The sequence below is a fragment of the Stappia sp. genome, from assembly GCF_048268045.1.
In the GTDB taxonomy this organism is placed as follows: domain Bacteria; phylum Pseudomonadota; class Alphaproteobacteria; order Rhizobiales; family Stappiaceae; genus Stappia.
In genome coordinates, this window is the sequence record NZ_JBLWWG010000007.1 from 211,879 (window position 1) to 225,306 (window position 13,428).

Sequence of the window (13,428 nt, forward strand, 5' to 3'; positions counted from 1 at the left end):
GAGCCGGGGGAGGGACCCATGGATCGCGCGCGCCATCTCCACGGCCCGGCATTGCGGTATTTCGCGGCCGTCGCGCGGTCGGGATCGATCCGCTCGGCCGCGCGCGAACTCAACGTCGCCTCCAGTGCCGTCAACCGGCAGATCCTCTGGCTGGAGCAGATGCTCGGGCACGAGCTTTTCGACCGGCTGGCGCGTGGCGTGCGGCTGACGCCAGCCGGCGAGGTGCTGCGCGCCCATGTCCAGCGCACGCTGTCCGACTTCGAGGCCACCGTCGGCGACCTCGACGCACTGACGGGAATGCAGCGCGGCTCGGTGCACGTCACCACGGTCGAAAGTCTGGCGGAAACGCTGGTGCCCTCGGTGATCTCGGCATTCCGCCAGCGGTTTCCGGGCATTCACCTGCACGTCCGGCTCACCGGGGCCGAGGGCGTGGCGCGTGCGCTTTTCGCTGGCGAGACGGATGTCGGCTTCAGCTTCGAGCCGCCGAATGACCCCCGCATCAGCACGGCGTTTCACCGCGATCTCGCCATCGGCGCGATCATGCGTCCAGATCATCCGCTGGCCGGACGCGCCGGCCTGATCCTCGCCGACTGCCTGCGCCACAGGTTCTGCCTGCCCTCGCGCGGGCTGTCGCTGCGCAAGCGTATCGACGCCGCGCTTGGCGAGCGCGATCTTGCCGGAGAGGCCTTCGTCGAGACCAATTCGCTGCGGCTGATGAAGTCGCTGGCGCTCGACGATGGCACCATCGCCTTCCAGACCGTGCTTGGGCTCGAGGGTGAGCTTGCCGCCGGCACGCTGGTCTTTCGCCCGCTCGCGGACGTCGACCTGCGGCGCAACCGCTTCGGTATCCTGACCTCATCCCACCGAGGGCTTGGCCATGCGGCGAAGGCGTTTTTCGACCATGCTGTGAGCGCGATCGGAGAGCGCCTTTCCCAAAGTGATGCCGATCCGGCATCATAGGAGGCGAGATTCTGTTCTGGTCGCGGGCCTGCGAGTGTTGCACACTTTCAAGGCGTGCTTGCCAAACGCTCAGCGAACCGGTCACCTCCGCCAGATCCGGTTCGGCGGCGTGCGGAAACCGAATCCGGGACCGAGGAAGCACGGCGGATCGATGGGACGGATCATGGGACGACTGACCACACATGTGCTCGACACGACGCTGGGCAAGCCGGCCGCGGGACTTGCGCTTTCCCTCTGGCGGGTGACGCCTGGCGCGATGCCGGAAGCGTCCCGGATCCTGAGCGCGACAACCAATGCCGACGGGCGTGTCGATGCACCGCTTCTGGAGGGCGACAACTTTGTGCCGGGCGTCTACGAACTGCGCTTCGAGGCTGGCGACTACCTGCGCGGAACAGGCGCGGCGCTGAGCGAGCCGGCGTTCCTCGACGTGGTTCCGCTGCGCTTCGGCATTGCCGACGCGGACGCGCACTATCACGTCCCGCTTCTGCTCTCGGCCTTCGGCTATTCAACCTACCGGGGGAGCTAGGCCATGCGCGATACGATCCGCTTCCTGCACCAGGGGCGCGTCATCGAGATCGGCGACGCGGGACCGACCGAGACCGTTCTCGACTACCTGCGCCTGCGGCGCGGGCTGACCGGCACCAAGGAAGGCTGCGGCGAGGGCGACTGCGGGGCCTGCACGGTCGCGCTCGGCCGCCTCGTGAACGGCCGGCTTGTCTATTCGGCGGTCAATTCCTGCATCCTCTTCCTCGGCCAGATCGACGGGACCGAACTCGTCACCGTGGAGGATCTCGTGCAGGACGAGCGTCTGCACCCGGTACAGGAGGCGATGGTCGCGCACCACGGCTCGCAATGCGGCTTCTGCACGCCGGGCTTCGTCATGAGCCTGTTCACGCTCTATCACGCGGAGGGCGTTGCGGCCTCGCGCCGGACGGTGACCGACTGGCTCGCCGGGAACCTGTGCCGCTGCACCGGTTACCGTCCCATCGTCGATGCGGCGATGGATGCGTGTTTCGACGCGGCTCAGGACGCCTTTTCGGCGCGCGCGAGCGAGACGGTCGCGCGGCTTCAGGGGCTCGACGACGGGCTTGACGTCATGAGCGGTGCGGACGATCGGTTTTTCGCGGCACCCGCGACGCTCGACGCACTGGCGCGTCTCTATGCGGCCCATCCCGAGGCAACGCTCGTCGGCGGCGGAACCGATGTGGGGCTTTGGGTCACCAAGCAGTTGCGTGATCTGCCGAAGATCATCTGGACCGGCCGCGTCGCCGATTTCGAGGGGGTGGAAGAGGCGGCGGCCGGCGTGCTGATGGGCGCGCGGGCGACCTTCGCCGACACCCATGACGCGATGCGCCGCATCGATCCGGACCTCGGCGAGATCTGGCGGCGGATCGGCTCGCGCCAGGTCCGTGCTTCCGGGACCGTGTGCGGCAACATCGCCAACGGATCGCCCATCGGCGACAGCCCGCCGGCGCTGATCGCGCTCGGAGCGACGCTCGAGCTGCGCCTCGGCTCGCAGGCGCGTACCCTGCCGCTCGAAAACTACTTCCTCGATTACGGCAAGCAGGACCGGGCCGCGGGCGAGTTCGTCACCGGGCTCTACGTGCCAAGGCTCGACCCCAATCATGCCTTCCGCGCCTACAAGATCTCCAAGCGCTTTGACCAGGACATCAGCGCGGTGCTTTGCGCCGTGCGGCTGACCCTTGCCGACGGGACCGTGACCGACGCCCGCGTCGCCTTCGGCGGCATGGCGGCGACGCCGAAACGCGCCGCCAAGACCGAGCTGGCGCTGGTCGGCGCGCGTCCGGACGCCCCCTCCACATGGGCCGCCGCGCTCAAGGCGCTGCTCGACGATTTCGATCCGCTGACGGACATGCGGGCGAGCGCGGACTATCGCCGCGAGGTGGCACGGGCGTTGCTTGCAAAGGCTCTGGTCGAGATCGGCGGAACGCCTGACGAAAGGACGCGGGTGAGCGGGGCAAGACATCAGGAACGGAGCGCGGCGGGCGCCGACGAGGCGGGAGCGAGCCATGCAGCGTGAAAACGCCCCGTTGGCGGCGGACGAAACGCGGACCGTCGCCGTTCGTCGCTCGAGCCCGCACGACAGCGCACCGGCCCATGTCACAGGCAGCGCCACCTATGTCGACGACATTCGCGAGCCGGCAGGAACGCTGCATGTGGCGCCAGGTTGGGCACGTGACACGACAAGAGGCAGCCTTTTGGGGCTCGACCTCGCGGCGGTGCGTTCCGCGCCGGGCGTCGTCGCCGTGCTGACGGCGGCCGATGTTCCCGGCAGCAACGATGTATCTCCGGCACATGGCGACGAACCGATGTTCGCCGACCGGGAAATCGTCTTCTGGGGGCAACCGCTGTTTGCCGTCGTGGCGGAAACCCGCGACCAGGCGCGGCGCGCCGCCACGCTGGCGCGGATCGACGTCGATCCGCTGCCGCCCGTCCTCACCATCGAGGACGCGCTCGGCGTCGACGACACCGTGCTGCCCGACTATCAGTTCCGCAAGGGATCGCCGGAAACCGGCCTTGCCACCGCAACGATGCGCATGACCGGCCGCATGGAGATCGGCGGGCAGGAGCATTTCTATCTCGAGGGCCAGGTCTCGCTTGCCGTTCCGGGCGAGGCGGGGGAAGTCTTCGTCCACACCTCGTCGCAGCACCCGAGCGAGACGCAACACATCATCGCGCGCGTGCTCGGCGTCCCAGAGGCATCGGTCACCGTCGAGGTCCGGCGCATGGGTGGCGGCTTCGGCGGCAAGGAGAGCCAGGCCAACCACTGGGCGGCTATCGCGGCGGTTGCGGCGCGCGTCACCGGACGACCGTGCAAGCTGCGCCTCGACCGCGACGACGACATGATCATGACCGGCAAGCGGCATGACTTCCGCGCCGAATGGACGCTCGGTCACGACGCCGACGGGCTCCTGCGCGCCGTCGACATGCGCTTCTTCGCGCGCTGCGGCTATTCGGCGGACCTGTCGCTGGGGGTCGTCGACCGGACGATGTTCCATGCCGATTCCAGCTATTTCTACCCCGACGCGATGATCCACTCGCGGCGGCTGCGGACCAACACCTGCTCCAACACCGCGTTTCGCGGCTTCGGCGGGCCGCAGGGCATGCTCGCCGCCGAGCGGATGATGGACGAACTGGCGATCCGCCTCGGCCTCGATCCGCTCGATGTGCGCAAGCGCAATTTCTACCGCGAGGGGCGCGACGTCACCCCTTACGGCATGCGCGTCGAGGAGCACGGCACGCTGCACGACCTCGTCGACACGCTGGAGGAAAGCTCCGCCTACCGCGCAAGACGCCAGGAGGTGGCCGCCTTCAACGGCGAAAACCACATCCTAAAGAAGGGGCTGGCGCTGACGCCGGTGAAATTCGGCATCTCCTTCACGCTGAAGCATCTGAACCAGGCCGGCGCGCTGGTGCACCTCTACAAGGACGGCTCGGTGCAGCTCAATCACGGCGGCACCGAGATGGGGCAGGGGCTGTTTCAGAAGGTCGCCCAGATCGTTGCGGACGAGCTCGGCGTTACCCTCGACCGGGTGAAGATCACGGCGACCAACACCGGCAAGGTGCCGAACACCGGGCCGACGGCGGCCTCCTCGGGAACGGATCTCAACGGCATGGCGGCGAAGATCGCGGCGGAGCGGATCAAGGCACGGCTTGTCGCCTTCGCCTCCCGGCGCTTCGATGTCGACCCCGGCGAAGTCGACTTCCTGGAGAACCGGGTGCGCGTCGGCGGCGAGGAAATGCCGCTTGCGGCTTTGGCCCGCGAGGCGCATCTCGCGCGCATCCAGCTTTCGGCGACCGGCTTCTATGCCACACCAGACATCACCTGGGACCGGCCGAGCGCTTCGGGACGTCCGTTCCACTATTTTGCCTATGGCGCCGCCTGCTCGGAAGTGACCATCGACACCATGACCGGAGAAATGCGGGTCGATCGGGTCGATCTTCTGCATGACGTGGGCAAGTCGCTCAATCCGGCGATCGATATCGGCCAGATCGAGGGCGGCTTCGTGCAGGGCATGGGCTGGCTGACGACGGAGGAACTCGTCTGGGACGAGAGCGGGCGGCTGCGCACCCATGCTCCCTCGACATACAAGATCCCGACGGCTTCCGACGTGCCGGAGGATTTCCGCGTCGCGCTTTATGCCTCGTCGGGCAATCCGTCGCCGACGATCCATCGCTCCAAGGCTGTCGGCGAACCGCCGCTGATGCTGGCGATCTCGGTCTATTGCGCCATTCACGATGCGGTGGCAAGCCTCGCGCCGGGGATTCTGCCGGACCTCGACGCGCCGGCCACACCGGAGGCGATCCTGCGGGCCGTGGCCGGCATGAAACGGGCAAGGGCGCGCCGATGACAGCGGGAGCGAGCCTTGCCGCCAACCCGTGGTCGCGGATTGCCGCGCTGATCGAGCGTTTCGGCGCCTGCGCGATGATTTCCGTGCTGTCGGTGGAGGGCTCCGCCCCGCGCGAGGCGGGAACCCGGATGCTGGTCGCTCCCGACGGGTCCTATTCAGGCACCATCGGCGGCGGTACGCTGGAGTTCGAGGCGATCCGCGCCGCGGTCCGCGCGCTCGCCGAAGCGGGGACAGGGCGTCTTCACCTTCGCACCTTCACCCTAGGCCCTGATCTTGGACAATGCTGCGGCGGCCGCGTCACGGTCGCCACGGAAACCTTCGCGGCGGAACGCGCCGCCGAGGTCGGGCGGCTGGCGCGGCTTTGCGAGGCGGGGCCGGTGGCGAGCGAGGCCTCGATTTCGGCGGACGGCGCGGTCGGTGCGCGCCGCGTGCTGCCGCACGAGGGCGGCGACGGCCGGCCGGGGGCGGAGCTGTGCGGCGGCACGCTTCGCGAGACCTTCGCCGACGGGCGGACGCCGCTCTTGCTGTTCGGTGCCGGGCATGTCGGCAAGGCGCTCGTGCTGGCATTGGCGCCGCTTCCCTTTCAGGTCTTTCTTGTCGACGGCAGGCCGGATATTTTTCCGGCTTATCTTCCCGCCAACGCGCGGCCGCTTGCCGTCGCCGATCCGCTTCAGGCCTTTGGAGGCATTCCGCACCAAAGCGAGGTGCTGATCATGACCCACGATCACGGTCTCGATCTCGCCATCGCCGACGCGGCGCTGCGGCTGGAACAGGTCTCGGGCGTCGGCATGATCGGCAGCGAGACCAAGGCGGCGCGGATGCGCACGCGCCTGAGGGCGGCCGGGCACGGGGAGGAGGCGCTCGCGCGCTTCCGTTGCCCCATCGGGCTTGCCGGGATATCGAGCAAGGCGCCGGCGGTGATAGCCGCCGGGGTGGCGGCCGATCTCCTCGTGCGCAGGGACGTGGCGATGGCGCGGTGGGCCGACGGCACGACGCCCGATGCGGGACGGGGAAACGCGCGGATGCGCGCGGTTTGACAGGACGAGGGCGGGGGACGATGACGGGCACGGACGATGGCGGCAGGAGCGGCGGCGCACGCAGTCGCACCGGCGAGATACTGCTGGAGGCGCATGGCGTCACGAAGCGATTCGGCGACATCCTGGCCAATGACGACGTGTCGCTGAGCCTGCGGGCCGGCGAGATCCACGCACTTCTTGGGGAAAACGGCGCCGGCAAATCAACCCTCGTCAAGATCCTCTACGGCGCTCTCGAGCCCAACGACGGCCGACTCGACTGGCTGGGCGCACCCGTTTCCATCGCCTCGCCGGCAGCCGCGCGCGATCTCGGCATCGGCATGGTGTTCCAGCATTTCTCGCTCTTCGAGGCGCTGACGGTGGCCGAGAACATCGCGCTGGCGCTGCCCGGTTCGGTGTCGATGCGCGCGCTTTCGCAGCGCATCGCGCGCGTCTCGCGCGACTATGGCCTGGCGCTCGAACCCGATGCGGTGGTCGCCGACCTGCCGGTGGGCTTGCGACAGCGCATCGAGATCGTGCGCTGCCTGCTGCAGCAGCCGCGCCTCATCATCATGGACGAACCGACCTCCGTGCTCACCCCGCAGGAGGCCGACCAGCTGTTCCTGACGCTCGAGCGCCTGACGCGCGAGGGCTGCGCCATCCTCTACATCTCGCACCGGCTGGAAGAGGTGCAGCGCATCTGCCATCACGCAACGATCATGCGCCACGGCAAGGTGGTGGCGGAATGCGATCCCTCGCGCGAGACCGCCTCCTCGCTCGCCCGGCTGATGGTTGGAACCGCCCTGCACGACCTGACCCGCAGCGAGGCCAGCGCGGACGGCCAGGCGCGGCTCGCGCTGGAGGGCTTGAATGCGCCGGCTGAAGGGCCGTTCGGCGTCGCGCTACGGGATGTCTCCCTCGACGTATGCGCCGGCGAGGTGGTGGCGATCGCCGGCATCGCCGGAAACGGGCAGGGCGAGCTGTTCGACCTCGTTTCGGGTGAACGTGTGTCGGCGAAGGCGGAGATGGTGCGCATCGACGACACGCCCGTCGGTCGCCTGGGGATCACCCGCCGCCGCCGGGCGGGCGCGGCCTTCGTCCCGGAGGAGCGCCTCGGTCATGGCGCCGTTCCCGGCATGAAGCTGTCGGAAAACCTCGTCCTGACCCGGCATTCGACCGGCGACGGCCTGACCCGCGGCGGTTTCGTCAGCCTTGACGCGGCGGCCGAGATGGAACAGCGCATCAAGGGCAATTACGACGTGCGCATGTCGCGCGACGACCCGGAGGCGCGCGCGCTGTCGGGCGGCAATCTCCAGAAATTCGTCATCGGCCGCGAGCTGGACCGCAAACCCGGCCTGCTGGTCGTCAACCAGCCGACGTGGGGCGTCGATGCGGGGGCGGCGGCGCTCATCCGCCAGGAGCTGATTGACCTGTCGCGCCAGGGGGCGGCGGTGCTCGTCATCAGCCAGGATCTGGACGAGATCTTCGAGATTGCCGACCGGGTGGCCGTGATCTCGCGGGGGCAGCTCTCACCGGCCGAGCCCGTGAAGGCGATGACACGTGAACGGATCGGACTGCTGATGGGCGGCGCCGGGGAAGCTTCGGGGGACGGTCAGCATGCAGCTTGAACTGGAAAAACGGGCCGAGCATTCGCGCCTGATGGCGCTGATGTCGCCGGTGCTCGCCATCGCGCTGACACTCGTCTCGGGCGCGGTGCTGTTCGCGGCGCTGGGGCAGAACCCGGCCGTCGCGCTGCACATGTTCTTCATCGAACCGCTGACCGCCTACTGGTCGCTGCAGGAACTGGTGGTCAAGGCGACGCCGCTCATCCTCATTGGCGTCGGGCTGGCGGTCTGCTTCCTGTCCAACACCTGGAACATCGGCGCGGAAGGGCAGTTCACCGCCGGCGCGGTCGCCGGCTCCTTCATCCCGATCCTCTTTCCCGGCTTCGAGACGGCGCTGACACTGCCGCTGATGCTGCTGATGGGCATCGCCGGCGGCATGGCCTGGGCGGCGATCCCGGCCTTCCTCAAGGTCCGCTTCGGCACCAACGAGATCCTTGTCAGCCTGATGCTGGTCTATATCGCCCAGCTCGGTCTCGACTGGCTGGTACGCGGGCCCTGGCGCGACCCGGACGGTTTCAACTTTCCCGAAAGCCGCATTTTCACCGACGCGGCGACACTGCCGCCGCTGTCCGACGGGCGCATGCACATGGGCGCGATCTTCGCGTTGATCGCCGTCGCCGCGCTGGCTCTGGTGCTTGCCAAATCGCTGAAGGGCTTCGAGATCCGCGTCCTTGGCCAGGCGCCGCGGGCAGGGCGCTTCGCCGGCTTCTCGCAGGGCCGCATGATCTGGTTCGCCTTCCTGCTCTCGGGCGGCCTCGCCGGCCTTGCCGGCATCAGCGAGGTGTCCGGGTCGATCAATCAGCTCACGCCGATCATCTCGCCGGGATACGGCTTCACCGCGATCATTGTCGCCTTCCTCGGGCGGCTCAACCCGATCGGCATCCTGATCTCGGGGTTCCTGCTGGCGCTCTCCTATCTGGGAGGCGAGGCGGCGCAGGTCGGGCTTGGCATCTCCGACAAGACCGCCCGCGTCTTCCAGGGAATGCTGCTCTTCTACGTGCTCGCCTGCGACACGCTGATCCTCTACCGCATTCGCATCGTCCGCCCGTCGGCGCCGGGCAAGGGGGCCTGACATGGGCGCTTTCGAAGCCATTCTGCTTACGGTCATGACGGCGGCGACGCCGCTGCTCCTGGCGGCCATCGGCGAGCTTGTCGTCGAGCGTTCCGGCGTCCTCAACCTCGGTGTCGAGGGCATGATGATCGTCGGCGCCGTGGTCGGTTTCGCCGGCGCGCATGCCACCGGATCACCCTATGTCGGCGTCCTCTGCGCGCTTCTCGCCGGCATGGGCATGTCGTTGCTCTTCGGCTTCCTGACCATTCACCTGGTCGCCAACCAGGTCGCCACCGGTCTTGCCCTGACGCTCCTCGGCCTCGGGCTTTCGGGCATGATCGGCGAGGCCTTCGTCGGCCAGCCGGGCGTCCGCCTCGAGGCGATCCACATTCCCGGCCTCACCGACCTTCCGGTGATCGGGCGTGTCGTCTTCGGCCAGGATGTCGTCGTCTATCTGGCGCTCGCCCTTGTCGCCGTCGTGGCGTGGGTGCTGTTTCGCACACGCGCCGGCCTCGTCATCCGCGCCGTCGGCGACAACCACGCCTCGGCCCATGCGCTCGGCGTCTCCGTGCGCAAGGTGCGCTACTGCGCGGTGCTCTTCGGCGGCGCCTGCGCCGGGCTTGCCGGCGGCTACCTGTCGCTTGCCTATACGCCGCAATGGGTGGAGGGCATGACCGCCGGGCGCGGCTGGATCGCGCTGGCGCTCGTCGTCTTCGCCACATGGCGGCCGCTCAGGGTTCTGGCCGGGGCCTATCTCTTCGCCGCGGTCAGCATCCTGCAGTTCCATGCCCAGGCGATCGGGGTGTCAGTGCCGTCTCAATTGCTCACCGCCTTGCCCTATCTTGCGACTATTGCGGTGCTTGTCATCATCTCGCGAAACCGGGTACTGACCAAGGTGAACACCCCGGCCTGTCTCGGCCGGCCGTTCGTTCCGGACCGGTAGCGCGCGACGACGGCGCGGCGAGGGCGTCACCGACGGAAGGCCCGTCCGCAGCACTTCTCGCCCGCTTATTTCGGCAGTCGGACTTAACAGGGGAACCAGGAGACAGATATGAAAAAACTGCTCAGCGTCGCAGCCGCGGCCTTGCTCGGCCTTGGCATCGTCAGTGCCCAGGCGGCCGACAAGCTCAAGGTCGGCTTCATCTACGTGGGGCCGATCGGCGATCACGGCTGGTCCTACCAGCACAACCAGGGCCGCCTCGCCATCGAGAAGGAATTCGGCGACAAGATCGAAACGGTCTACATCGAAAACGTCTCCGAGGGCCCGGACGCGGAGCGCGCCATCGAGCGTCTCGCCCGCGAGGGTGCCGGCCTCATCTTCACCACCTCGTTCGGTTTCATGAACCCGACGCTCAAGGTGGCGAAGAAGTTCCCGAACGTGAAGTTCGAGCACGCGACCGGCTACAAGCGCGCCGACAATGTCTCGACCTATTCGGCCCGCTTCTACGAGGGCCGCTATATCATCGGCCAGATCGCGGCGAAGATGTCCAAGACCGGCACCGCCGGCTACATCGCCTCCGTGCCGATCCCCGAGGTGGTGCGCGGCATCAACTCCTTCATGCTCGGCGCCCAGTCCGTGAACCCGGACTTCAAGGTCAAGATCGTGTGGGTGAACTCCTGGTACGATCCGGGCAAGGAAGCCGAGGCCGCCAAGGCCCTGCTTGATCAGGGCGCGGACGTGCTGGCCCAGCACACCGACAGCCCGGCTCCGCTGCAGGTCGCCGAGGAGCGTGGCGCCATCGGCTTTGGCCAGGCTTCCGACATGATCAAGTTCGCGCCGAAGGCGCAGCTCACCGCCATTGTCGACGACTGGAGCGCCTATTACACCCGTCGCGTCCAGGCCGTTCTCGACGGCACCTGGAAGAGCGAGGACATCTGGGGCGGCCTTGATGCCAAGATGGTCGGCATCGCTCCCTTCACCAACATGTCGGACGATCTCGTCAGGATGGCGAGCGAGACGGAAGAGCAGATCCGCACCGGCAAGCTGCACCCGTTCACCGGCCCGATCTACAAGCAGAACGGCGAGGAAGCCGTGGGTGAGGGCATCTTGCTTGATGACGGCGCGCTGCTCGGCATGAACTGGTACGTCAAGGGCATCGACGACAAGCTGCCGGAGTGATCCGGTCCCTCGCGCATCCTTGCGCCTGAACGACTGACAGGCCGCGTCGGCGCAACCGCCGATGCGGCCTTTTCTTTGCCAGATCAAGGGGTTGGGGCAGGGGTGCCGCCTGTGTGATTGACAGCGCGCCGGGCTCCCGACTATCTGTTGCCGGGACGAACGGCCCGAAGGAGATCCATGCGCTGAAGCCAAGTCGAGAACCCTGGGGGGCAAGCCAGGGAGCGTTTCTGAGAACGCTGCCTTCACGCATTCGATTTGAATTCCGGATTTTCACATGACATCGACACCACTTGAGATCCGCGCCTACACCGCTGCGGATAATGCCGTTCTGTCCGACATCTGGTACCGGGCCTCACTTGCCGCGCATCCGTTTCTCGGCGAGGACCTGCTCGGCGAACAGCGCAAGCTGATCGAGGAGGTCTATCTGCCCGAGGCCGAGACCTTTGTCGCCTGCATCGACGGCGCACCCGTCGGTTTCCTCGGGCTGCTTGGCACCTTTGTCGGCGGCCTGTTCGTCGATCCGCACCGCCAGGGGCAGGGCATCGGCCGGGCGCTCATGGCACACGGGCTCCAGTTGCGCAAGGAACTGACGCTCGAGGTCTATGCGCTCAACACCGGCGCCTGCGCCTTCTACAGGCACCTCGGATTCCGCGAGACCGGACGCCGGCCGCGGGACGACAACGGCCTACCGCTGGAAAACCTCCGCATGCATTGCGCCGCCGACTGAAACCACTCAGCCGGCGGCGCGATGCCGCGAGGCGTCGAAATCGGCGAGCGCCGCGGCGCAGTCAAGCGGACGGGTCTGGAACAGGAAGTGCGGGGCGGGGATGTCGCGCAGCGTGAAGTCGCTGGAAATGGCGGCAACGGCTTTCGCGGCGGAAGCCCGCATCAGCCTGTCGCGCGACGCACGCAGATAGAGCAGGGGCTGTGCCAGCCGGCGGTCGCCGGTCGCAGCGTCGACCCGCAAGGCCTCCTTCGCCCGCAGCGCCAGCACCTTCGGATCGACCGAACGCAGGACCTCTCCCAGCAGAACCCGCTCGGCGTCGCTTGCCCGTCCGTTCAGCAACAGCGCGTTCAAAAGGGCAAGCGGCACCGCGCGGGCGGGAACGAGGTCGACCAGCGTCGCGACGACAGTCTTGAACGGCAGATCCAGTCGCGCGAAGGAGGCGCCGAGAACGACGGCCCGGAGAAAGGGATGGCCTTCGCGCGCCAGACGGATTGCCAGCGGCCCGGAGAAGGATTCCCCGACGAGCAGAAAGTCCTGCGATGGCAAGCGCTGCCGCACATGGCCGAGCAGGGCCTCGTATCCGAGCATCTCATCGGGCGGATAGGTGATGATGTCGACGTCGTAGTTCAGCGCCTTCAGCGCACCTACGAAGGGCCTCAGCAAAAGGCCCGTGCCGTCGAGGCCGGGCAGAATGACAATTCTCATGCCGCTTGCCATGGCGTCATCCCTAGAGGACAGGCGCGTTTCTGCAAAGAGGGAAAAGCGGGATGATGTCACAACACATTCATATCACAAGGTTTTCTGCTTCAGGGAGTTGAGACCAGAACCGCGAACAATCGGACACGAGATGGCACATGTTATTTTCCTCCACGGAGCATCGAGCAGCGGAAAGTCCACCATTGCCAAAGCACTCCAGGACCGTATCGAGCAACCTTTCTGGCATATCTCGATAGATCATCTGCGGGATTCCGGCGTGCTTCCGCTAAAGCGTTTCAAAAGCGGAGAGTTCCGGTGGACCGACGCCCGCGAGGCTTTCTTCGGCGGCTTTCACGCCTCGCTTCGCGCCTATGCAGACGCCGGCAACAATCTGATCCTCGAGCATATTCTGGACACCGACGGCTGGATGGAAACGCTCGCGGGCCTGTTGGCGCATCATGATGTGTTTTTCGTCGCGGTGCATTGTCCGCTTGAGCTTCTGATCGAGCGGGAGGCCGCGCGGGGCGACAGGCCGATAGGCAGTGCCAGGCGCGACTACGAGATCATTCATGTCGGCAAGACCTACGACCTTGAACTGGACGCGCTGGACGGGACGACCGCCAACGTCGAAAAACTCCTGGCGCATTGGCGACGCGGTCATCGCTCGTCGAGCTTCACGCGGTCCGACACCTGAACCCGGCGGCGTTTTCATACCGGCGGAGATCTCGCGCCGTCGATGCTGACCTCATGGCGCGCGTGCTCAAGCCGTCTGAGGATGCAGCCGGCTCGACCTGCAAGCTTGTCACGGGTCGACGCATCCGACCGGCGTATCGAGAGGCAAGAGGCGAGGACGTCACTGTCCAG

General features: G+C 67.1%; 12 protein-coding genes. 11 read left to right on the forward strand and 1 reads right to left on the reverse strand.

Annotated elements, in window-relative coordinates; all coding sequences use genetic code 11:
• The first annotated feature begins 18 nt into the window (after positions 1-18).
• The 10 genes from ACN0WF_RS13295 to ACN0WF_RS13340 all read left to right on the forward strand — a co-directional run bounded on the left by ACN0WF_RS13295 (position 19) and on the right by ACN0WF_RS13340 (position 11,868).
• Entirely contained in the window at positions 19-960 is a 942-nt protein-coding gene (locus ACN0WF_RS13295; RefSeq protein WP_417773310.1) for a LysR family transcriptional regulator, read from the forward strand.
• A 163-nt stretch (positions 961-1,123) separates the two neighbouring features.
• Positions 1,124-1,486, forward strand: a complete 363-nt coding sequence (gene uraH, locus ACN0WF_RS13300; RefSeq protein WP_417773311.1) for a hydroxyisourate hydrolase — start codon at positions 1,124-1,126, stop codon at positions 1,484-1,486.
• A gap of 3 nt (positions 1,487-1,489) precedes the next feature.
• On the forward strand, positions 1,490-3,001 hold the full coding sequence (gene xdhA / locus ACN0WF_RS13305; protein ID WP_417773312.1) for a xanthine dehydrogenase small subunit: 1,512 nt from the start codon (positions 1,490-1,492) through the stop codon (positions 2,999-3,001).
• Positions 2,991-5,333: a xanthine dehydrogenase molybdopterin binding subunit gene (gene xdhB / locus ACN0WF_RS13310; protein WP_417773313.1), complete on the forward strand. Its 2,343-nt coding sequence runs from the start codon at positions 2,991-2,993 to the stop codon at positions 5,331-5,333. The genes xdhA and xdhB overlap by 11 nt, the downstream gene beginning before the upstream one ends.
• Positions 5,330-6,370: a xanthine dehydrogenase accessory protein XdhC gene (gene xdhC, locus ACN0WF_RS13315; protein ID WP_417773314.1), complete on the forward strand. Its 1,041-nt coding sequence runs from the start codon at positions 5,330-5,332 to the stop codon at positions 6,368-6,370. Before xdhB ends, xdhC begins: the two co-directional genes overlap by 4 nt.
• Before the next feature lie 20 nt (positions 6,371-6,390).
• Entirely contained in the window at positions 6,391-7,974 is a 1,584-nt protein-coding gene (locus ACN0WF_RS13320) for an ABC transporter ATP-binding protein (RefSeq protein ID WP_417773315.1), read from the forward strand.
• A complete protein-coding gene (locus tag ACN0WF_RS13325) occupies positions 7,964-9,043 on the forward strand; it encodes an ABC transporter permease (RefSeq protein WP_417773316.1) in 1,080 nt (359 codons plus the stop codon). The genes ACN0WF_RS13320 and ACN0WF_RS13325 overlap by 11 nt, the downstream gene beginning before the upstream one ends.
• Before the next feature lies 1 nt (position 9,044).
• Positions 9,045-9,965: an ABC transporter permease gene (locus tag ACN0WF_RS13330; RefSeq protein ID WP_417773317.1), complete on the forward strand. Its 921-nt coding sequence runs from the start codon at positions 9,045-9,047 to the stop codon at positions 9,963-9,965.
• A gap of 108 nt (positions 9,966-10,073) precedes the next feature.
• Entirely contained in the window at positions 10,074-11,141 is a 1,068-nt protein-coding gene (locus ACN0WF_RS13335) for a BMP family ABC transporter substrate-binding protein (protein ID WP_417773318.1), read from the forward strand.
• 274 nt (positions 11,142-11,415) lie between these two features.
• Entirely contained in the window at positions 11,416-11,868 is a 453-nt protein-coding gene (locus tag ACN0WF_RS13340) for a GNAT family N-acetyltransferase (RefSeq protein ID WP_417773319.1), read from the forward strand.
• Positions 11,869-11,874: 6 nt separating this feature from the next.
• Here ACN0WF_RS13340 and ACN0WF_RS13345 read toward each other — a convergent pair whose 3' ends face one another.
• Complete coding sequence (locus ACN0WF_RS13345) at positions 11,875-12,573, reverse strand: alpha/beta fold hydrolase (RefSeq protein ID WP_417773320.1); 699 nt, start codon at positions 12,571-12,573, stop codon at positions 11,875-11,877.
• Between ACN0WF_RS13345 and ACN0WF_RS13350 the strand changes: the two genes are divergently transcribed.
• Positions 12,560-13,258, forward strand: coding sequence for a chloramphenicol phosphotransferase CPT family protein (locus tag ACN0WF_RS13350; RefSeq protein WP_417773321.1), 699 nt, complete (start codon positions 12,560-12,562; stop codon positions 13,256-13,258). The two genes, ACN0WF_RS13345 and ACN0WF_RS13350, sit on opposite strands and share 14 nt — an antisense overlap.
• The last annotated feature ends 170 nt before the right edge of the window (positions 13,259-13,428 follow it).

What these genes read in the sequence shown, in the direction of transcription:
- uraH (WP_417773311.1), top strand. Translation starts at nt 1,124, where the DNA reads ATGGGACGACTGACCACACATGTGCTCGACACGACGCTGGGCAAGCCG.
- ACN0WF_RS13335 (WP_417773318.1), top strand. Translation starts at nt 10,074, where the DNA reads ATGAAAAAACTGCTCAGCGTCGCAGCCGCGGCCTTGCTCGGCCTTGGC.
- ACN0WF_RS13320 (WP_417773315.1), top strand. Translation starts at nt 6,391, where the DNA reads ATGACGGGCACGGACGATGGCGGCAGGAGCGGCGGCGCACGCAGTCGC.
- ACN0WF_RS13325 (WP_417773316.1), top strand. Translation starts at nt 7,964, where the DNA reads ATGCAGCTTGAACTGGAAAAACGGGCCGAGCATTCGCGCCTGATGGCG.
- ACN0WF_RS13345 (WP_417773320.1), bottom strand. Translation starts at nt 12,573, where the DNA reads ATGAGAATTGTCATTCTGCCCGGCCTCGACGGCACGGGCCTTTTGCTG.
- ACN0WF_RS13295 (WP_417773310.1), top strand. Translation starts at nt 19, where the DNA reads ATGGATCGCGCGCGCCATCTCCACGGCCCGGCATTGCGGTATTTCGCG.
- xdhC (WP_417773314.1), top strand. Translation starts at nt 5,330, where the DNA reads ATGACAGCGGGAGCGAGCCTTGCCGCCAACCCGTGGTCGCGGATTGCC.
- ACN0WF_RS13340 (WP_417773319.1), top strand. Translation starts at nt 11,416, where the DNA reads ATGACATCGACACCACTTGAGATCCGCGCCTACACCGCTGCGGATAAT.
- ACN0WF_RS13350 (WP_417773321.1), top strand. Translation starts at nt 12,560, where the DNA reads ATGACAATTCTCATGCCGCTTGCCATGGCGTCATCCCTAGAGGACAGG.
- xdhB (WP_417773313.1), top strand. Translation starts at nt 2,991, where the DNA reads ATGCAGCGTGAAAACGCCCCGTTGGCGGCGGACGAAACGCGGACCGTC.
- xdhA (WP_417773312.1), top strand. Translation starts at nt 1,490, where the DNA reads ATGCGCGATACGATCCGCTTCCTGCACCAGGGGCGCGTCATCGAGATC.
- ACN0WF_RS13330 (WP_417773317.1), top strand. Translation starts at nt 9,045, where the DNA reads ATGGGCGCTTTCGAAGCCATTCTGCTTACGGTCATGACGGCGGCGACG.